Annotated in this window: 18 protein-coding genes; 5 read left to right on the forward strand and 13 right to left on the reverse strand. The window is 58.1% G+C overall.

Going from position 1 to position 20,036, the window contains the following annotated elements; all coding sequences use genetic code 11:
• Positions 1 to 46: 46 nt before the first annotated feature.
• The 6 genes from HMPREF2614_RS03955 to gndA all read right to left on the reverse strand — a co-directional run bounded on the left by HMPREF2614_RS03955 (position 47) and on the right by gndA (position 8,078).
• On the reverse strand, positions 47 to 964 hold the full coding sequence (locus tag HMPREF2614_RS03955) for a 3-methyladenine DNA glycosylase (RefSeq protein WP_070560226.1): 918 nt from the start codon (positions 962 to 964) through the stop codon (positions 47 to 49).
• Positions 961 to 2,175 (reverse strand): hemolysin family protein, encoded by a 1,215-nt coding sequence (locus HMPREF2614_RS03960; RefSeq protein WP_070560228.1) that lies wholly within the window; start codon positions 2,173 to 2,175, stop codon positions 961 to 963. The genes HMPREF2614_RS03955 and HMPREF2614_RS03960 overlap by 4 nt, the downstream gene beginning before the upstream one ends.
• A complete protein-coding gene (locus HMPREF2614_RS03965; protein ID WP_070560230.1) occupies positions 2,172 to 3,557 on the reverse strand; it encodes a hemolysin family protein in 1,386 nt (461 codons plus the stop codon). The genes HMPREF2614_RS03960 and HMPREF2614_RS03965 overlap by 4 nt, the downstream gene beginning before the upstream one ends.
• A gap of 3 nt (positions 3,558 to 3,560) precedes the next feature.
• Entirely contained in the window at positions 3,561 to 4,895 is a 1,335-nt protein-coding gene (locus tag HMPREF2614_RS03970; protein WP_236658583.1) for a DEAD/DEAH box helicase, read from the reverse strand.
• 79 nt (positions 4,896 to 4,974) lie between these two features.
• Positions 4,975 to 6,588 carry a bifunctional hydroxymethylpyrimidine kinase/phosphomethylpyrimidine kinase gene (locus HMPREF2614_RS03975; RefSeq protein ID WP_070560233.1) on the reverse strand — a complete coding sequence of 538 codons (1,614 nt, stop codon included), beginning with the start codon at positions 6,586 to 6,588 and terminating at the stop codon, positions 4,975 to 4,977.
• 47 nt (positions 6,589 to 6,635) lie between these two features.
• Positions 6,636 to 8,078: an NADP-dependent phosphogluconate dehydrogenase gene (gene gndA / locus HMPREF2614_RS03980; protein ID WP_197914494.1), complete on the reverse strand. Its 1,443-nt coding sequence runs from the start codon at positions 8,076 to 8,078 to the stop codon at positions 6,636 to 6,638.
• 114 nt (positions 8,079 to 8,192) lie between these two features.
• Here gndA and HMPREF2614_RS03985 point away from each other — a divergent pair, with 114 nt between their 5' ends.
• Positions 8,193 to 8,756: a PaaI family thioesterase gene (locus HMPREF2614_RS03985; RefSeq protein ID WP_224786555.1), complete on the forward strand. Its 564-nt coding sequence runs from the start codon at positions 8,193 to 8,195 to the stop codon at positions 8,754 to 8,756.
• A 92-nt stretch (positions 8,757 to 8,848) separates the two neighbouring features.
• Here the strand turns inward: HMPREF2614_RS03985 and HMPREF2614_RS03990 are convergent, their stop codons facing one another.
• Positions 8,849 to 10,270 carry an NAD(P)/FAD-dependent oxidoreductase gene (locus HMPREF2614_RS03990; protein ID WP_049181063.1) on the reverse strand — a complete coding sequence of 474 codons (1,422 nt, stop codon included), beginning with the start codon at positions 10,268 to 10,270 and terminating at the stop codon, positions 8,849 to 8,851.
• Positions 10,271 to 10,456: 186 nt separating this feature from the next.
• Here HMPREF2614_RS03990 and HMPREF2614_RS03995 point away from each other — a divergent pair, with 186 nt between their 5' ends.
• Both HMPREF2614_RS03995 and HMPREF2614_RS04000 read left to right on the forward strand, forming a co-directional pair.
• Complete coding sequence (locus HMPREF2614_RS03995; protein ID WP_070560237.1) at positions 10,457 to 11,911, forward strand: class I SAM-dependent methyltransferase; 1,455 nt, start codon at positions 10,457 to 10,459, stop codon at positions 11,909 to 11,911.
• A 117-nt stretch (positions 11,912 to 12,028) separates the two neighbouring features.
• On the forward strand, positions 12,029 to 13,756 hold the full coding sequence (locus tag HMPREF2614_RS04000; protein ID WP_070560239.1) for an FAD-binding dehydrogenase: 1,728 nt from the start codon (positions 12,029 to 12,031) through the stop codon (positions 13,754 to 13,756).
• Between the two features lie 38 nt (positions 13,757 to 13,794).
• Here HMPREF2614_RS04000 and HMPREF2614_RS04005 read toward each other — a convergent pair whose 3' ends face one another.
• Positions 13,795 to 14,079, reverse strand: a complete 285-nt coding sequence (locus tag HMPREF2614_RS04005; RefSeq protein WP_005511316.1) for an Lrp/AsnC family transcriptional regulator — start codon at positions 14,077 to 14,079, stop codon at positions 13,795 to 13,797.
• Positions 14,080 to 14,253: 174 nt separating this feature from the next.
• Between HMPREF2614_RS04005 and tpx the strand changes: the two genes are divergently transcribed.
• Positions 14,254 to 14,751 (forward strand): thiol peroxidase, encoded by a 498-nt coding sequence (gene tpx / locus HMPREF2614_RS04010; protein ID WP_070560241.1) that lies wholly within the window; start codon positions 14,254 to 14,256, stop codon positions 14,749 to 14,751.
• Positions 14,752 to 14,815: 64 nt separating this feature from the next.
• Here tpx and HMPREF2614_RS04015 read toward each other — a convergent pair whose 3' ends face one another.
• The 5 genes from HMPREF2614_RS04015 to HMPREF2614_RS04035 form a co-directional block, all read right to left on the reverse strand.
• Positions 14,816 to 15,853, reverse strand: a complete 1,038-nt coding sequence (locus HMPREF2614_RS04015) for a hemolysin family protein (RefSeq protein WP_070560243.1) — start codon at positions 15,851 to 15,853, stop codon at positions 14,816 to 14,818.
• 3 nt (positions 15,854 to 15,856) lie between these two features.
• Entirely contained in the window at positions 15,857 to 17,293 is a 1,437-nt protein-coding gene (locus tag HMPREF2614_RS04020) for a hemolysin family protein (protein ID WP_070560245.1), read from the reverse strand.
• Between the two features lie 490 nt (positions 17,294 to 17,783).
• Positions 17,784 to 18,002 carry a hypothetical protein gene (locus HMPREF2614_RS04025; RefSeq protein ID WP_070546153.1) on the reverse strand — a complete coding sequence of 73 codons (219 nt, stop codon included), beginning with the start codon at positions 18,000 to 18,002 and terminating at the stop codon, positions 17,784 to 17,786.
• Between the two features lie 181 nt (positions 18,003 to 18,183).
• Entirely contained in the window at positions 18,184 to 18,894 is a 711-nt protein-coding gene (locus tag HMPREF2614_RS04030) for a YceI family protein (protein ID WP_070560246.1), read from the reverse strand.
• Between the two features lie 17 nt (positions 18,895 to 18,911).
• Complete coding sequence (locus HMPREF2614_RS04035; protein ID WP_141745470.1) at positions 18,912 to 19,301, reverse strand: hypothetical protein; 390 nt, start codon at positions 19,299 to 19,301, stop codon at positions 18,912 to 18,914.
• A gap of 81 nt (positions 19,302 to 19,382) precedes the next feature.
• On the opposite strand from HMPREF2614_RS04035, the gene HMPREF2614_RS04040 reads away from it, so the two are divergent.
• On the forward strand, positions 19,383 to 19,772 hold the full coding sequence (locus tag HMPREF2614_RS04040; RefSeq protein ID WP_005511311.1) for an RNA polymerase-binding protein RbpA: 390 nt from the start codon (positions 19,383 to 19,385) through the stop codon (positions 19,770 to 19,772).
• Positions 19,773 to 20,036 lie beyond the last annotated feature (264 nt).

The raw sequence follows: 20,036 nt of genomic DNA on the forward strand, positions 1-20,036 counted from the left end.
CAGACCTCGTCGTAAAGCACAAACGCGCACGTAACTCCTGCCAACTCTACTGCGTGGACAATGCGACATCTACTACTTGCAGCAAACGCCCGCGCAGGACGTCGGCACGCGCGCTGAGCTCACGCTGGCGGCGGACGTACTCGGCCTTGCCCTCGGGAGTCTCGATGCGAATGGGAGCAAAGCCCCAATCCCGCAGATCGTAGGGAGCGGCGCGCATATCCAACTCACGGGCACTGCACGCGAGCTCGAAAGTATCCAGCCACAGGTCGCCGGGGACCGCCTCGCCGAGCTTGGTCGCCCATTTATACAAGTCCATGTTGGCGTGCAGACAGCCCATCTGCTCACAGTGCGGCTGTGTCTCGCGCGTCGGCGCAAACTCGTTGAGCGGGACGGCGTCGGGCGTAAAGAAGCGGAAGGCGTCGAAGTGCGTACACCGCACTGTGTGGGCCTCGACGACCTCGTCCGTGCCTGCCTGACCAAGCCGCAGTGGCTCCGGGTGACGATGCTCGGGCTGGCGATACACCATCGCCCATTCATGCAGGCCGAAGCAGTCAAAGTGCGCTGGATTCGCGCGCGTCGAACGCAACAGATTGCCGATGTACGCCACCGTCTTACCTCGCTTATCGACGTACGCCGAAACATCCATGCGTGCCGTCCCCGAGGCGGTATCGGTGGGCTCCTTGCTAGCAGGACTGTCGGTAGCGTCATCCATGTCGAGGGTAAAAAACTTCAGGTGACTGATGTCCTTGGCTGTCGCACCGGGAAGATCTACGCCGATGCCCGGTGACCAGCGGCGGAGTTGACCGGGCTTGACGGGGTAGTACTCGAAGATGAAGTCCCACACCGGGTGGCGCTGGCCACGACTGCGACGGGACAGGTGATCGCGGGTCAGGGCATCGACGCGGGCGATATGCCTTGCTTTGGCTTCACGCCAGTCGAAAGACGAATCGGGCGTAGATGTCACTGCTGGTGTCCCTGCGTGGTGCCCGGCCGGATTCGGGGCTGGTTCACGATTGGGTACTGCTTTGGTGCACCGCTGCGACGCGGGGAGACCTCGTGGGTCCAGTCACGCACGACACCGACCTGCTCTTCGATGAGGTCCTCCAGAGCCACGATGCCGATCTGCTCCGCGCCGGAGAAAGCACCGGTCTTCGGGGCGATACTTGCCGGGGCGCTTGCGCGCAGGTGCGGCTTTGGCATGCGAGCGCGTACAGCCACTGCCATGTGGGCGCTGTAGCGGCGCATGATGCGCAATCCCTCATCCAGCGTGGCATCGATCGGAATCTCGATCATCGGGCGAATCTCGTCATCAGGGATGGCTGTCTCCGGTCCGGAGGCAGGGTCCATGACGCGGTCGAGGACATCCTTGACGTGAACGTAGCCACGGTACTCGTTGGGTTCATTGTTGGCCGCAGCGACGGGGAACCGGGAGAAGCCAGTTTCGGTGACCGCCGTCTCTAGGTCGCCCACAGTCGGTGCAGTGGGGAGGCGCCGAATCTGCTCGTGCGGAATTAGCACCTCCTCAATGGTGCGCGTGGCCGAGGCCAGCGTGCGACGAAGTCGGACGTGCTCCTCGCTGTCAAGGAGCCCCTCTTGACGAGACTCCGCAATCATCGATGCCAACTCAGTGGAATCAACAGTGGTGTCAAGCTCATCGCGCTGCTCAATGCCGAACAGCCTCAGTGTATGGCGAGCCAACCAGTTAAACAGCAGCAACAGCGGTTTGGTCAGGCGGTAGAAAACCATGTGAACCGGAATAAGCAGCATGGCCACTGTCTCTGGGCCGGCTAGGGAAATGTTTTTTGGAACCATTTCGCCGAGCATGATGTGCAGCACTGACACCAGCATCAACGCGATGGCAAAGCTCAGCGGGTGTAGCAGTGATTCCGGAATACCCATGGCGTGGAAAGGAGCTTCCAGCAGATGTGCCAGCGCCGGTTCAGAGACCTTACCCAGCAGCAGCGAGGCAATGGTGATGCCCAGCTGTGCGGCGGCGAGCATCATCGACAGGTGCTCAGAAGCATTGATAACTGTGCGAGCGCGCTTCTTTCCCTGAGCCAGCAGCGCTTCCAAACGGTCACGGCGAGCAGCAATAAGTGAGAACTCCGCGCCCACGAAAAACGCGTTGACCAACAACAAGACGAAGGTCAGGAGGATTCCAAACCAGTCACTCATAGGTTGAACATCTCCTTAGCGCGCTCGTTGGTCACAGGAATCAAAATGGCACGATCCACGCGGCGGTCATCCATCTCCAGAATGCGGGCGTACCAGCGTCCGGCGATACCCGATTCGAATTCGTCCATGAAGTCGCGTTCGGTCTCTGGCAGCAGGACGACATCACCGACCTCTGGGATGCGACCGAGCGCAAACATAATCAGGCCACCGAGGGTTTCGAAGCTGCCCTCCGGGGCGAAGTATCCGACCTTGGTCGGAAGTTCGTCGGTACGCACAAGGCCGGAGCAATTCCAGCCTTCAATTGCGCGCTTGACTTCCTGCTCGGACTCCTTGTCGTCGTACTCATCCCAGACCTCGCCGAGAATTTCCTCGACGACGTCCTCGATGGTGACAATGCCGGCGATGCCGCCATACTCGTCCGCGACCAGCGCAATCTGCGAACCAGCCGAACGCACGGCCTCCAGTACGGCATCGCCGTCCAGCGACTGCGGCAGCGTGGGCACTGGCCGTGCAACCTCCCGCATGGTGGTAGTTGAGCGCTTCGCCGCAGGCACCGCGAATGCGTCCTTGACGTGGACAACACCGACAGTGGCATCGAGGTCCCCGTCAGTAATGGGGAAGCGGGAATGTCCTGATTCGATGGCGACAGCCAGCAGATCCAGCGCCGTGTCATCGACATCGAGAGAAGTAATCGTCGACCGCGGCGTCATCAGGTCCTCCGCAGTAGTTTCGCCAAAGCGTAACGACGACTCGAGCACAGCAGCCTTCGACTCATCCAATGCACCCTGCTCCGCAGAATTGCGCACCAGTGCTTCCAGCTCCTGCGGGGAACGCGCCGAAGCCAGCTCATCCGCCGGTTCAATGCCGAGCTTGCGCACCAGCCAGTTCGCCGAGGCATTCAGCGACTGGATGAAGTAGCGGAACACCCAGTTAAACGCCATCACCGGACGAGCCGTAACGCGCGCCGAAGCCAGCGGCTCTGTAATCGCGACGTTCTTCGGCACCAACTCGCCGTAGACCATTGACAACATCGTGGCCACAATGAGCGCAAGAATCAGTGCGGTCGGTCCCGCTGCAGACTCGCTGAGCCCCATCCAATGCAGCATCGGCGTGAAGTACTGCGCCAGTACCGGTTCCGCGAGGAAACCAGTTGCCAGCGTCGTCAACGTAATGCCCAGCTGTGCACCGGAGAGGTGGAAGGACAGTCGATTATGTGCATTGTGAACGGCCTCAGCAGGTGCATCCGCTGAACGGGCGCGGTCGGCGTCAATCGTAGAACGCTCCAGTCCCGTCAGCGCGAATTCAAACGCCACAAAGAGGCCGGTGCCAGCGGTTAGCGCGATAAAGCCGACAACCGCGACAATATTGAGAACAATATCCACTGATTATCTCTTCTTCTTTTTCCCTCGCTTGGGGCGGTGTACGCGACCGCCAGCACGATTCTTTCCGCTTGCCGACGGGCCGCCGCGCCCGCGGTACCCGGAACCACTAGCACCGCCTGCCGATTGGCTCTGATCTTGACGAGCCCGGCGCGGACGGCGTGCGCCCAGTTCCTTGACAAATCGCGGCAGCCCCGGAGCTGCGCGCAGCTCTTCAGCTTCAACGCCGGCTCCTGCCAGCAGCTCACGGGCCTGATCAACCTGGCGGTCACGCACAATCATCGCTACCGTGCCGGAAGCACCTGCACGCGCCGTGCGACCCGAGCGGTGAATGTACGTCGCGGAATCCCTTGGCGGATCCGCGTGCACAACCAAGTCAAGAGCATCGATATCAATGCCCCGAGCGGCCACATCCGTGGTGACGAGGACATTGATTTCACCGTCGGCAAAGGCCTTGAGGACTGTGCGACGAGTTGCCTGGCCGCGATCGCCGTGGAGGAAACCTAACTTGATGTCGTAGAACTGTAAAAACTTAGCCAGCTGCACGACACGCGCCTTAGAGTTGGCGAAGATGACGCACTGATCCTTGCGGGAGGCAATCCAGGCGACCACTTCGTCTGCCTCAGTGTTGTCCTCTACCCGAAGTAACAGATGCCGCATATTGCGCATGGTCAGCCGGGATGCAGTGACCTTGTGTTTCGCAACTTCGGTGCTACTTGCGCGACGATCGCGGATAAGCCCCGCGGCGTCGTCGTTAATCGTGGCGGAAAAGACCATGCGCTGTGCCGACTTCGGACACGCACGGACTAGGCCCAGAACATCGGGCAGAAAGCCCATGTCAGAGAGCATGTCCGCTTCGTCTACGACAACGGTAAGAACCTGCTCAAGATTGAGTAGACCGCGGCGGCGCAAATCGTGTGCGCGACCCGGTGTGACCACAGCGATATCGACTGGTGCTGCGAGCAGAGTCTGCTGCTTGGCCACGGAGTCACCGCCGACCAAGCTCAAGACACGCAGACCTGCAGCGGCGCCGATGTCAGCGAGGACATCAGCAATTTGATCTGCAAGTTCCCGCGTCGGCGAAATAATAAGCGCGCGCGGGTAACGGGGAAGCGCTGGAGAGGCGTTATTGAGTAACGTGACCAGCGGAATGCCGAATGCGAGCGTTTTGCCCGAGCCTGTGGGGGCCTGTGCAAGAACGTCCTTGCCAGCGAAAGCATCTGGCAAAGTCGCCACCTGCACGGCGGTGGGCGAAGTTATGTGCTGGGCACGCAGAATACTCACAATTGCTTCCGGCGTGCCCAACTGTCTGAAATCACTGGACTCAGCAGGAGGGGGCATGCTTGTTAGGATACCGCTATCCCCGGACTGCCATGCAATAGGCACGTCCGGTGAACTGGAAACCACCGTCCCATGAGATTTACCAACCGCGCCCCGGTTGCGCGTAGGCCTCGTGCTCAAGAACAGCAGCTCGACGGAAGATATTGCGGATAGATTTGAGCTCCGCATCGCTGGCCGTGGACATATTCTCTTCAAGGACCTCGAGAGCCTGCTGAACACTGTCAACATACTCGGGGTCGGAATACACCTCCACCCAGTCCGCAATCGTGGAATCCCCATCAACCAGCGATTTTCCTTGCAGAGTCAGCTCGGCTGTAACCCACATTTCGGCGACGATACTGGTTACGGCGACCCGATATGGATTGAAAGCGCTACAGGAAGAATGCACGTCCAGCAAAAGCTGCGTGATGGTTGTCGGCTCGATGTCCTCGAGCGCCGAAGAAGCCTCTTCCAGCGTGTTATTGCTCAATTCCAACGCACGCACCAGGGCTTCCTGCGCGACCGATGACCACAGAACCTGTTCCTTTGGGCAGGGTGCTTTCGTTGCCAGATGCGACAGGACTGGGAAAACTTGGTGCAAGTACCAGGCCTCTTGCGCTACGAAGAAGTTGGTTTCTTCCGAGGAAAGGTCGCCGCGGAGCATCGTGGGGACGCTGAACATTCCGCCAATCTCGGCAACGATGTCCTCGATGTCCCGCCACAGCTGGGAAGTAAAGGGGCCCGCCGGAGCAATCTGGAGTGAGTGCCCGAAGAAAGATTCCAACTCTTTTGGCGATTGCGCAGTGTCAGTGCCTTCGATGGCTCCTGGGGAAAAACTGGAGTTCAGATGTACTGGTTGCATTCGCCGAAGCGCGACCTTTTCCAGGCGACGAGCCCTGTGGCCGTGGTCAATGGGGCCGTGCCCCTGGCCGACGTTGAGGTTATCCGCGAAACGAATGGACTCGCTGAGCCAGCGCGTAGTCCAGCGCAGGGCATCATTAATCGCAGAGCCCCCACCAATCCGTGTGGCGAGAGCAGCGGACAGCGAACAACCCGTGCCATGGGTGTTCTCAGTGTGAATGCGGGGAGAAGAGCTGAAGAAAACCTGGCCATCGGGGGATGCCACGGCATTTCCGGCTTCCTCATCACTTAAGTGACCAGCTTTTGCAATCACGATGACATCGTTCTTGCCCGCGAACTCCAGCGCCTGCTCAATCAGCTCAGTGAAGTCGCTGGCCTCCGGGGCGTCGGCAAGCAACGCCAGTTCGGGAACATTCGGCGTGATGACGGTGGCTTCCGCGACCAAGTCCCGCATTGCATCCATGGCATCTTCGTCAAGCAGACGGTCGCCGGAGGTAGCGACCATAACCGGATCGAGAACAACCACGGCTGGCTTGGTCTCCTGAACCCAGCTGGTGACGGCCTGCGTGAGTTCGCGTGACCCCAACATGCCAATCTTCACCGCGTCGATGGTGACATCCTCAGTCACAGCAGCCAGCTGCTCGACGAGGAAGTCAACAGGTGGGGTGTGGACGGCACGAACGCCCACGGTGTTCTGAGATACCAAAGCGGTGACCACGCCCATGCCATAACCACCGGCGGCAGCAATTGACTTTAAATCGGCATGCAGTCCAGCCCCACCGGTTGGGTCTGTGCCGGCGATGGAAAGAACTCGTGGCACAAAATCAGGCTTCGCCTTCAATGGAAATGGCATCTCAGACCCCTTTTAACTTCAAGAGTGTGAAGCGACAGACTTCAACACTATGCTTCAACCTCGGAGCGGTCGCCAGACCAGAGGGTGTGGAAAGCGCCCTCGCGGTCAACGCGCTTGTAAGTGTGTGCACCGAAGTAGTCACGCTGCCCCTGAACCAGCGCTGCCGGCAGGCGCTCTGCACGCAGGCCGTCATAGTAAGCCAGCGAGGAGGAGAACACCGGAGCCGGGATACCCATTTGTGCTGCAGTGACAACAACATCGCGCCAGGCGTCGAGGCACTCGGTGACCTGGTCACGGAAGTACTCGTCGAGTACCAGCGCCGGCAGCTCCGGATCGCGGTCGTACGCTTCCTTGATGCGGTTCAGGAACTGAGCGCGAATGATGCAGCCACCACGCCAGATGGTTGCCAGCGCACCGCGGTCAATTTCCCAGCCGTACTCCTTGGCGCCAGCGTTAATCTCATCAAAGCCCTGCGAGTAGGCAATGATCTTGGAAGCGTAGAGAGCCTTACGGACGCGTTCCACAAAAGCATCGCGATCCTCGGGCGCCTTAGCCAGGCTTCCTGACGGCAGGTTGCGTGCAGCCTCACGCTGAGCAAGGGAAGACGACAGGGCGCGAGCGAACACGGCCTCGCCAATACCAGTTACCGGAATGCCCAAGTCCAAAGCGGCCTTGACCGTCCAACGCCCGGTGCCCTTCTGACCAGCGGCATCCACGATGACATCCACCAGCGGCTTGCCTGTCTTCTCATCGACCTGGGAGAGAACCTCAGCGGTGATCTCAACCAAGTAGGAGTCCAGGTCGCCCTTGTTCCACTCGCGGAAGATATCTGCAATCTCTGCAGGGGTGAGGCCAGCGGCCTCGCGCAGCAGGTGGTAGGCCTCGCCGATGACCTGCATATCCGCGTACTCGATGCCGTTGTGGACCATCTTCACGAAGTGGCCAGCGCCATCGGAGGAAATGTGTGTACAGCACGGAACGCCATCAACGTGAGCGGAGATGGACTCCAGCAGCGGGCCGAGGGACTCGTAGGACTCCTTCGTGCCACCCGGCATAATGGATGGGCCGGTCAGAGCGCCTTCCTCACCACCGGAAATACCAGTGCCAACGTAGTGCAGGCCACGGGCGCGAATAGCCTTCTCACGACGGATGGTGTCCGTGTAAAGAGAGTTACCGCCATCAATGATGATGTCGCCGGGCTCCATCACGTCGGCAAGCTGATCGATGACCGCATCAGTAGCGGCACCTGCCTGAACCATAATCAGAGCGCGACGCGGGCGCTCCAGCGAAGCGACGAACTCTTCGATGGTCTCGGACGGGATGAATGAGCCTTCATCACCGTGTTCAGCGATGAGGGTGCGAGTTTTCTCCGGGCTGCGGTTGTACACGGCAACTGTGTGTCCCTTGTGGGCGAAGTTGCGCGCGATATTCGAGCCCATGACGGCGAGCCCGACGACACCAATTTGTGCGAGTTCATTGTTATCGGTCATGCCCACCATCTTAAAGCCTGGCCAGGGTTCGTTGTATCTGGGACTCAGAATTTGTTACTGGTTTTAACGTTAAAACTGCCACAAGTGATGGCGTGTGCTGGCACAATGTTTGGCATGGCTGACGAGACTATTGCGAATAATGGCAGTTCACAGGACTCTAACTCTGCAGATTCCGCCGCCGAGCAGGCGAAGAGGAAGGGGCTGCGCAAGTATATGACACTGGTGACGAAGGCTAGCCAGGAAGCCTTGAGCGATGAGGAGCTGGCTGTTTTTAACAGCACCTTGGGCGATAACGGAATCGGCGGTCTAGATACGCTGCTGGGCACGAAGTTTGTCCATGTCGGGCCGGAGCGAATTCAGATGGAGCTCGCAGTCGGGCCCGACCACCTGCAACCGTGGGGCCTAGCCAATGGCGGTGTTTACTGCTCGCTAGGTGAGACTGCTGGCTCTATTGCTGGTTTCGTTGCCTGCGGTGCGAAGAAGCCGGTCGTCGGTGTGAACAACAACACCGATTTTTACCGCTCCGCCCGGGCCGGCGAGGTAATTGTCACTACTGCGGAGCCGGAGTACCTGGGGCGCACCATGCAACTGTGGCGCATTGAGCACACCCGCAAGGCAGATGAAAAACTGCTGGCCCGCACCAACCTACGAATTGCGGTACTTGACAAGCCGCTGTAGCAAATCGTCATAGGTGGTAACGGGCCAGATAGGGAACTCGCAGGTGGTTAACCTTGGTTAGCTGTTTTCTAACCTAGCCACCTGCAAGTTAACTACTTGTTCTTATTTGCGCGGTGCTCGCGGCGGGTGTCGCGAACTTCCAGAGGCAGATCCTGCTCAGCCTTGTCCTTGTTGAGCTCGGCCAGGCGATTGATTGCATTGCGTGCGTACATCTGCTGGCGGGTGGAAACCATCTGCCAACGGTTGCGGTCCAGAACATTCAGACCCCAGCTGACGCAGGAGACGAGACGGTTGCGGAAGCCCACCAGGAACATCAGGTGGACAGCCAGCCACAGGACCCAGCCGATGAAGCCGGAGACCTCAACCTTGCCCATCTTCGCCACTGCAGAGAAGCGGGAGACGGTTGCCATGGAGCCCTTGTCGAAGTACTCGAACGGCTGGCGCTCCGCGACATCGCGGCCGTCTGCCTCGGCAGCAATGTTCTCAGCGACATACTCGCCACCCTGAATAGCAACCTGAGCAACACCCGGCAGGTTCTCGCGGTTGGACATGTCGCCCACGACGTAAACGTTCTTGCAGTCACCAGCTGTCATGTCCTCGTTGACAACGACGCGGCCAGCGCGGTCGGTCTCGGCGCCGGTCTGCTCGGCAATCATCTTACCCAGCGGGGAAGCGGACACGCCGGCGGACCAAATCTTGCAGAACGACGGGATGAACTCCTCGGTTTCATCCTTCATGTTCTTGTAGGTGACGCCCTCTTCATTGACGTCAGTGACCATCGCGCCCAGCTTGACGATGACACCCATCTTCTCCAAGGACTTCTGAGCCTTACGGCCCAGACGCTTGCCGAACGGCGGCAGAACCTGCGGTGCGCCGTCGAGCAACACGACACGTGCAGCGTGCGGGTTGTAGCTGCGGTAAGACGATGCGAGAGTGCGGTTAGCCAGCTCGGCCAGCTGACCAGCAAGCTCAACGCCGGTCGGGCCAGCACCGACGACCACGAAGGTCAGCAGACGCTCGCGCTCGGCCGGATCGTCGGTCAGCTCGGCGCGCTCGAATGCGCCAATGATACGAGCGCGAATCTCGAGTGCATCGTCGATGTTCTTCATACCCGGAGCAAACTCGGCAAAGTGATCATTGCCGAAGTAGGACTGGCCAGCGCCAGCGGCGACCAGGAGGTGGTCGTATTCCCACTTGGAAGTCTGGTGACCCAGTTCGGAAGTCACGACCTGTTTTTCGACATCGATGTCGGTGACATCGCCCTTGACAACACGAACGTTCTGAACACCGTCGAAGATGGTGCGAGTAGACGGTGCGATTTCGCCCGAGGAAAGGATGCCCGTTGCTACCTGGTAGAGCAGCGGCTGGAACAGGTGGTGGTTAGTGCGGTCGATGAGAGTGACGTCGACCTCGGCGTCCTGCAACTTCTTCGCCGCGAACAAGCCACCGAAACCCGAACCGATGACGACCACGTGCGGACGTCCGGAGTGCGGGCGGTACGGAGTCTCGGTCATGTATTTTCTCCTCACAGACTTTAAAGTTCTCGAAGTTTTGATTCGGCTTTTAGCCGGCAAGCCACAATAGTAATCCTCTCGGTGCGCCACCGCCTATTCTGGGTCCCTGCGCGGTAGGATTCGAGAGCAAACTCAGTTCGTTATTCGTACCTTTATGCGGCGCGATTGTTAGGAGGTTCGGGCAGGGTGAATTCGGCAAGCCGGCAGGCAATTGACGCAGAGCGATGGCCTCGGGTTGCGCGTATTCCAGAGGGGCGTTTCTTAGCGAAACGTGCTGACGTAATGGAGCGCTCATTCGAGCGGCTCTGCCAGAACAACGGCATTGAACTGGTTGAATCCGGCGAGTTTGTCGGGGAGTCCTTCATTACTCGGTCGACGAGTGACGCCGATTTGGCTATCGACGGTGTCGGTGGCGCCAGTTCCCGCAGTGACAGTGAATCTCCCGATGATTCCGTCACATTGCGTCCAGTCGTTTTCAGCGTCATTGATCCTGTTTTCTATTCTCGACTAGCTGATTCAGAATGGCTCGGATTGGGGGAGTCCTATCTCGCGGGCGAGTGGTCCAGTGATGACTTGCCAGAGCTTCTCAGCCGACTGCTCAGCGCCGAGTTTGATATTGCCTCGTCGGGGCCGCTGGCACGTGGTCTGATGAAAGTCGCGCGTTCACGCCCGCGTCTCGATGGGCCAGATATGGCGGGAGAGTTGCCGACCTCATTGCTGGAGCTTTATTCCGGCGAATTGCTGATGGGGGGTTCTGGCCTGTTCGCCTCCGGAGTGCGAACCTCGTCGCGTGAACAGATTCCCAACTATGCCCGCGGTGCGGGCAAGGGTGGGGTTCCCTCGCACTGGTCAGTTGACGTGACTTATGTCGATGCCCCAAAATCCGTCGCACGTGCTGATTTTCTGCATGCCCAGGTGCGCAATATTGAGCACATGCTCGATCTCGCTCGAGTGCGGGCTGGCGACCGTGTAGCCGAATGGCCGTCGGCAGGCGGAGAAATTGCACTTCGAGCTGCAGAAAGGGTAGCGGGTGCGGAGGTTATTACCGTCTCAGATGACCACACCGACACGGTGCTGGAACGGGTGGAAAAGGCTGGATTGCGCGGCGCGGTAGATGTAATCCAGATGGATCGCAACATTCCGTCGCCACGCGAATTCGAGTCTGACTTCGAGGCGGTTATCAACGTCGGGCGTCTGGAGACCTTCGGTCGTGCAGGTGCGCTGCGCTGGCTGAAGAGCGCCGAGCGTCTGCTTGTCGATCGCGGCACCATCGTCGTCCAAATGGTGGTAGCTACGGACAAATTCGACGCGCTCTCCGAGCGTAGCTTGGACCTCGTACGCGCTTACGTGTGGCCACAGCTGCAACTTTTCACCATGGAAGAGCTGCGCAAGATGGTTGACCGGGAAACCGGTCTGCGCATCGCGGCGGAGGAATACATTCCTTCGCACTTCGCGACGACCTTGCAGCTCCAGCGCGATTTCTTTGCAGCTCATGCGCGTGAAGCCGCTGGTATCGGCTACGACAGAGTGTTCCGGAGGATGTGGAATTACTACCTGTCGCTGTTTGAAGCGCTCGTGCGTGCAGAGAAAGTCACGCTCGTGCAGGTCGAACTCGTGCATGCGCCACGCAGGCCTCACTAGCAGCGGGCAGCTCCGGACGCGCTGGAAATTCGCTAGATAAATAGAGCCTGCAAAAATAAATCACGTTTTTAGGCAAAACCACCTCAAAGGCGGTGTTTAGGGTCTAAAAACGAAACTATGAACGCACAGAGCACCACACGTACTGCAGACATTGTTGTCGTCGGCGCCGGACTTGCCGGATTGGTCGCGACGTATGAGGCCACGCAGGCAGGTAAGAAGGTCATCCTTGTCGATCAGGAGAATGCCAACAACCTTGGCGGACAGGCTTTCTGGTCGTTGGGAGGAATCTTTCTCGTCGACTCGCCAGAGCAGCGCCGCCTAGGAGTCAAGGACAACCGCGAGCTCGCTGAAGCTGACTGGTTCAACTCCGCGCAGTTCGACCGCGAGGAAGACAACTGGGGGCGCAAGTGGGCCAAGGCCTACCTGAACTTCGCGGCGGGGGAGAAGCGCGACTACCTCCGCAATCTCGGCGTGAAGTTCCTGCCTGTCGTCGGGTGGGCTGAGCGCGGTGAAGGGCGTGCCGACGGTCACGGTAACTCGGTACCCCGATTCCACTTGACCTGGGGCACAGGCCCCGAGATTGTCCGCGTTTTCGCAGAGCCGGTCGCTGAAGCTGCGAAGAAGGGGCTGGTGGAATACTGCCATCGCCACCGCGTTGATGAGGTGATTGTAGAAGATGGCCGCGCCGTCGGCGTGCGTGGCAAGATTCTGGTTCCCTGTGAATCTTTAGAGCGAGGAGTGGCGTCGTCACGCGAGGAAACAGGGGAAGACTTTGAGATCCACGGGTCGGCCGTGTGCATTGCGACGGGCGGTGTCGGTGGCAACCTGGAAGCCGTGCGTAAGTGCTGGCCGACCGAGCGCCTGGGCGAGATGCCGAAGGACATGGTTTGCGGTGTGCCAGAGCATGTTGACGGCCGTGGCATTGAGATTGCAGAGCAAGCCGGCGCAAACCTCGTCAACCGTGACCGCATGTGGCATTACACCGAGGGCATGAAGAACTGGAATCCGGTGTGGCCGAACCACGGTATCCGTATCATCCCGGGACCGTCGGCCATGTGGTTCGACGCAGAGGGAAACCGCCTGCCTGCGCCGTATATTCCGGGCGCGGATACTGTCGGCACGATGAAGCACATTCTGGCTACCGGACATTCCTACTCCTGGTTTGTGCTGAATAAGAACATCGTGGCCAAGGAGTTTATCTTCTCTGGCTCAGAACAAAATCCGGATCTGACGGACAAGGAGATTAAGAAGCTGATTGGCAAGGTGACCTCTGGTGTCGCCGCGCCCATTCAGGCGTTTATGGATAACGGCGAAGACTGGGTGGTTGCCGACAATCTGCCGAAGCTGGTCGAGGGGATGAACGAGATCGTGGAAGCGAGCTCGGGCGCAGAGTCTGGTTCGGGCAGCGAATCCGGAGCTGCAGCGCCGAAGATTGACCTGGAGAAGCTTGAGGAGCAGATCCGTCAGCGCGACATGCAGACCGGCAATCCCTTCTCCAAGGACTACCAGGTCAATTACGTCAACGTGGCTCGGAACTTCCTCGGGGACAAAATCATCCGCTCTGTGCCGCCATCACCGATTTTGGATCCGAAGAACGGCCCGCTGATTGCTATTCGTCTGCGCATGCTGACCCGCAAAACGCTCGGCGGCATTGAGACGACCCTCGACGGTCAGTGCGTGCACCCCGACGGAACTCCCTTTGAGGGGCTCTACGCCGCAGGCGAGGCCTCTGGCTTCGGTGGCGGCGGCGTCCACGGCAACAACGCACTGGAAGGTACATTCCTGGGCGGCTGTATTTTCAGTGGCCGCCAGGCAGGCCGCGCGATGGCGGAAGTGGTTAAGTAGCTACCGCATACCGCACGGTTCGGTGGAAGAATCCGCGACTACTCCAGCCCGATGGAGAATGCACTTTCCAGATCGTGCTGAGAGTAGGTGCGGAAAGCCAGCTGAGTCTGAGTGCGAATGACGCCGTCGACCTTGCTGATGAGGTTTGGAATGATTTCCGCCAAATCATCGTGGTTAGTTGCGCGCACCACGACGACCAGGTCCCAGTCGCCAGTAACGGAGTAGACCTCAGTCACGCCGTCGATCTCGACGATGGTCTCGGCGGCCTCCGGAATCTTGTCAGCTTCGACATCGATGGACACAATTGCGGTAATCAAACTCATGGCTGCCTTTCCTCGGAGTTTAAACGTGGGGCCCGCTGAGTAGCGTGGCCCGGACCGCAAGATACGCAAGATTACTCAAGATACTGCGGCCCGGAATTTCATTTCTGTCACGATTCTACTGATTTCCAGAAAACAGCCTGGAGGATCCCGACGAAAGGCGGTAAAAAGGGCGCTATGACACAAACCGCATTTCAGTCCAACCCAGTTCAGCTTTCCGGCGACCTGCCCGAGGTGGGCAACAAGGCTCCGGAGTTTACCCTCACCGGTGGCGACCTCGGTGAGGTCACCAATGAGACCTTCGCTGGTAAGAAGGTCGTCTACAACATCTTCCCGTCGGTAGACACTGGTGTTTGTGCAGCTTCGGTGCGTCACTTCAACGAGGACGCTGCTGGGCTGGACAACACCGTCGTGGTTAATGTTTCGCGTGACCTGCCGTTCGCTCTCGGCCGCTTCTGCGCTGCAGAAGGCCTGGACAACGTTGAGGTTGCCTCGGATTTCCGCCACGGTTTCGGCGAAGCATTCGGTGTTGTCCAGCAGGATGGCCCGCTCGCTGGTCTGCTTGCTCGTGCCGTAGTCATCACTGACGAAGAGGGCAAGGTTATTTACAACCAGCTGGTCGATGAGATCACCACGGAACCGGACTACGACTCCGCACTGGCTGCGCTGAAGTAATTAGCTAACTAGCTCGCAGCAGCAAGTAACCAGCTGGAATCGACGGAGCTCGTCGGCGCACTCGCTAGGCAGTTGCCTGGCGGACTTCGCCGACGAGCTCTTCTAGTACGTCCTCCAGTGCAACGATTCCGCTGACAGAGTTCTCCGAAGTACTATTCTCCTCCGTCACCAAGGCGAAGTGAGCCTGTTCGCGCTGCATAAGCCGCATGACCGATTGGAGCTTGGCGTTCGGGCTGACGCTTGCGAAGGTGCGAATCAGATTCTGCGGGAAGATCTGGTCGCGGTGACCGTCGTCAAGCGAGAGCAAATCCTTGACGTGAATGTAGCCGATGAAACTGCCGTCGGTATCAGTGATGGGAAAGCGGGAAAATCGCGTGCGGGCACTGAGCGCTTCGATGTCAGCGACGGTGGCGTCTGGCGCAACGGTGACGAGCGTGTCAGGTTGCATCGTGACGTCGGCGGCCGTGAGTTGCTCGAAGCCGAGGGCCTTGTGGAGTAAAGCCAGCTCGTCATTGTCGAGAAGCCCCTGACGCCCGGACTCGGCGACGAAATCCTGCACCTGACTAGCGGTGAAAGAGGAATCGACCTCGTCCTTTGGCGTGGCGCGAAGAACCTTACGAACCACGATGTTCGAGGTCGTATTCATCGCCCAGATAACCGGATTGAGTAGCCGCGCAATCACATACAGCGGAATAGCCACGAACTTCGCTGTCGGGCTGGGGGCCGCAATAGCGATGTTCTTCGGCACCATTTCGCCGACAACCATGTGTAAGAAAGTGACGATCAGCAGCGCCAACACCAGCGCAACCACGTGGGCGGTGCGCGCGGGGAGTCCAAGTGCTGTCATGTAGGGCTCGAAGAAGTGTGCAATCGCAGGCTCACCGACGGCACCGATGAGCAGGGAACAGGCGGTAATGCCAAGCTGTGTTGCCGCCAGGGAGACTGACACGTTTTCGATACCGCGCAGCGCGTACTTTGCGCTGGTAGAGCCGCTGACGGCATCCGGTTCAATTTGGTCGCGGCGAGCCGAGACCATCGCAAATTCAGCGGCGACAAACCAGGCATTGAGGGCTAACAGCAAAATAAGAGTAAGTAGTGGCATGTTTTAGCCCTCCTGTTCGCTGTTGTGCTCGACGTGGTTGTGACTGGTGCCGTCCTGATGAGCGCCTTCATCCGTATGCGCGACCTTGTTGCCGACGCGGTCCACCTGGACACGAATACGGCCAACGCGGTGACGCGCCATGCGCTCTACTCGGAAGGCGACTTCAGCGGTGGTAGGCAAGTTCTCGTCATCGAGGTTTTCATGGTCGGTGGCTTCGACCGTGACGGTGTCGCCGAAGCGCGGCATGCGATCTAAGCGCTCGGTGATGAAGCCGCCAATCGTGTCGGATTCTTCGCCCTCCGGTAGAACCAGATTCAGAATCTCTCCCAGCTCATCCGGGCGCATGAGACCGGAAACAATTACCGTATTGGGGCTAATCCGGCTGTAGAGCAACGAACGATCGTCCTGTTCGTCGTCAATTTCACCAACGATTTCCTCGACGAGATCCTCCAACGTCACAATACCGTCCGTGCCACCGTACTCATCGACGACAACCGCGAACTGGTATGCATCCTCACGCAATTGACGCATCAGCGGATCAAGCGTGGTCGAGTCGTTCACCACGAGCACATCTTTGGCCAGGCTCGCAGCTGACGTCGTCAAGCGTTGTGCGTGTGGCACGCTGAGCAGGTCGGTGTAGTGCACCACGCCGCGAATGTCGTCGACGCTATTGCCAACGACGGGGAAGCGTGCATGTCCAGAATCTGCGACGACTGTCAGCATCTCTGCGACGCTTTGATCTTCGATAAAGATAATCTGCGTGCGTGGCGTCATCACATCAGCCGCAGTGCGCTCGCCGAACTCAATCGATCGCGCCACCAACTCGGCGGTCTGCGGGTTAATCTTTCCTTCATCGCTAGAGCGCGTGACGACGGCACGGAGTTCCTCCGCGGTTCTGGCACTGGCAACCTCTTCCTCAGGGGAGAAGCCGAGCCGTTTTAGTACCCAATTAGCCGCGCTGTTGAGCAGCCAGACCAGCCAGCCGAATGCGAACATGAAGGCATTTTGCGGCCTGACCACGAGGTTTGCGACTTTCGTGGGCTCGGCGATGGCCCAGTTTTTGGGAACGAGTTCACCAAAGACCATTTGAGTGAAGGTTGCGATAATGAAAGCGCCCGTAGCGCTGATTGCAGTGACGGTGGCGGGAGAGACGCTAGTGCCACCAAAAGCGGCTTCGAGGAGCACGCCGAGGGAAGGTCCGGTAAGGAAACCAGCGACGAGGCTGGTGACCGTAATTCCCAGCTGTGCGCCGGAGAGGTTAGTAGAGGTGCGTGATAGAGCACGGTCTACTAAATATGCGGACTTTGAGCCGGAGTCTGCGGCCTTCTTGACGTCGTTTCTGTTAACCGTGAGGTAGGAAAACTCGACAGCAACGAAAACTGCGTTGGCGAAAACGAGAAAAAGAAAAGCTGCGAATACAATGAGCGCGGATACAATCACACGGCATCACCTGGAGTGTTTGCTGCGTTCGCTGAGGATGTTGCGGTTGCTACGGTTATTGCGCTTACTGCGGCTACAGAGAGCCCGTTTACCTTGGCTCGAGGCTCAGGGTCGTCGGACGAGTCAGCTCTATCTGACGTGTCTGACGTATCGGGTCTGTCGGAGCTACTGGATGTGTCTGAGAAATCAGGCATGAGGGAATCTTACAAAACATTCCTGAATAGCCGTGTAGCGAAAATCAATTCTTTGCTGAGTGGGCATGGCGGTGCGGGTTGGCAGGACAGTCTGACTGACTGGCTGGCTGGTTAGGCCTGACGACAATGGCGCATCGGCGGTAAAGGGGAGAGTAAGCCCCTAAGGCCAAAATGTCATAATGTATATTATCGGACAAATATTGACAGTGGCCAGCCCTGGGGGTTTCTGAATTTCTAGGGCTGTCACGTTTTCCGCCGCCGCGTTCTACCTGGGCGCTTGATCCATGCTGTCGGGCTTATTGTTCATTGGTCTTGGTGTCTGCTGCAAGCTCATCCGCGTTGCGGACGGCAATCTCTTCCCGCAGTCGCTTGTTCTGCCACAGCGTCATGCCAATCAGGAATATGCCAACAGCCACGAGCCACCACACGCCCTTGTAGGCCACGAATGCAATGAAGATAATCAGTAGCACCATTCGCACCTTTCGTGCGAGCAACATTGCTTCGTAGGTGTTCATATTGTTGCGGCTCCCAACTGGCCTATCAAAATTGTTTTTGGCGGGACTTCTGTGGTGTGTGACTAAATGGCTTTATTGCGTCACAGTGACGAAACGGGGCATATTTTCGCTGGCTAGAAGCCTCTTTTAGATTCGTTCTCGTGCGATCAATCTTTAGATGGCCGTGCCTGCTAGCCGAAACCTACGTGTCCTGCTTCTCCGCGACAATGCGTAGATTGAGTTCGCCGTTCTCCTCGATGGATGCAGCTACAAACTGTGGCAGGCGCACGTTGTAATCCAGGCGGTTGATTGGCAAGGTGCCCGACAGCAAAACCAGGTTTTCGGTGCGAGCGACCTTCATTGGCACGGTGACATCATTGGTGACACCGCGAATAGTCAGGCGTCCCGGAATCTCGATATTTGCCCATTGGCCGTTATCTGGAATGCTTGAAATATCGAGCGGCTCTGCAAGCTCAAACTTAGCTTCTGGGTACTGCTCAACGCTGAAAATATTGTTGCGGACATTGATGTCACGACGTTCAATATCGCTAGTCAGAGTTGCCATGTCAACAACAACGGATGCGTCCTCAAGATTGTTGTTAGCAACCTTCAGCTCGCCAGTGACTTCGTGGGTGGAACCGGACGTCGTCCGCCTACTGCCTGGCAGCACCTCGTTAAAAGTAAAGCCAACGGAGGTGTTCTGTGAGTTATCGCCACCGACAATCTTCCAGGTGCCATTCGCGTCAGTCGTTGCTGCAGGCAGCTCGTTAGCCTCGAAATCCCCAGTACGCACCCCTTCATGCGTGAAAACGCGATACAAAACTGGTCCCACAATAACAATTGCGAGCGCAACAACTGCAACGGCTATCAAAGTAATAATTGATTTACGGACACCAGAATTCATAGTGCTCATCCTATCCTTTTAATCCGCTATGGGATAAACCGTTCCACCTCACGCGTTTTCATAATCAATTCCTGCGTAATCTCCTGTAGGACGGAAGTCTCCATGTCGTCGTCAAGCGCGGTGCGCAAGTCTTCGGCGAGACAACGTACTTCGAAGAGCCCGTCCCCTATTCGCTTTACGACGTCATCGCCCGCCGACCTGCTCGTGGCATCGGTGGTCTTCAGCGTGAGATCCGAATTGATTCGTTCGGCAATCGGCCTGGAGGCGCCTTTTGCTACGCCGGTGTGTTTTTCATACGCGCGCTGCCGGCAGGCTTGGCTGCAGAATTTGCGCCGGCGACCGCGGATCGCGACCTCCATTTCGCGGCCACACCACTGGCAATTGGCGATAGTTGTGCTCGGCTTTTGATCTGACACAGAAGTCAATTATGGCATGAATGCTGACTAAGGCGTTATAATGTGTGATCTAGTATTTCTACCAAAGGGGGCACGTTCCACATGGCAGATCGAGTTCTTCGTGGCAGTCGCATGGGCGCCGTTTCGTATGAGACCGATCGCGATCATGACCTCGCGCCGCGAATGATGGTCCGCTACCGCACTGAATCCGGTGAGATCTTCGAGGTCCCATTCGCGGATGACGCGGAAATTCCAGGTGAATGGCTGTGCAAGAATGGCCAGATTGGTGAGCTGGTTGAAGGCGAAGGCACTGAAGCTAAGCCGGTGAAGCCGCCGAGGACTCACTGGGACATGCTCCGTGAGCGCCGCTCCATTGAGGAGCTCGACGTGCTGCTGGATGAGCGCGTTGACTTGCTGCGCAAGCGTCGTCGTAACGCCGCTCGCCTGCTGAAGGCTCAGAAGGAAGCCGAAGAGGCAGAGAAGAACGCTTAAGGTTTGAGCTGGTTAGGTTCGAGCTTTAGAGCTTTGTAGCCGTCAATCAAACACTGAAATTCGGGTCCGGATAAGGTTTTTCTCCTTATTCGGGCCCGTTTTTGTTTTGTGCCTGGCTGCGGCGGGCCGAACCGAGTTACTGACTGCGTTTATGACAAAAATGGCCTGAAAAATGGCCTGAAACTGTCATAAACTAAGTCAGTTTCACATTTGCAGCCTGCAGTCATACATGCAGCCTGCATTCGTACATGCAGCCCGTATTCA

Source organism: Corynebacterium sp. HMSC074C11, assembly GCF_001809455.1.
In the GTDB taxonomy this organism is placed as follows: Bacteria; Actinomycetota; Actinomycetes; order Mycobacteriales; family Mycobacteriaceae; genus Corynebacterium; species Corynebacterium amycolatum.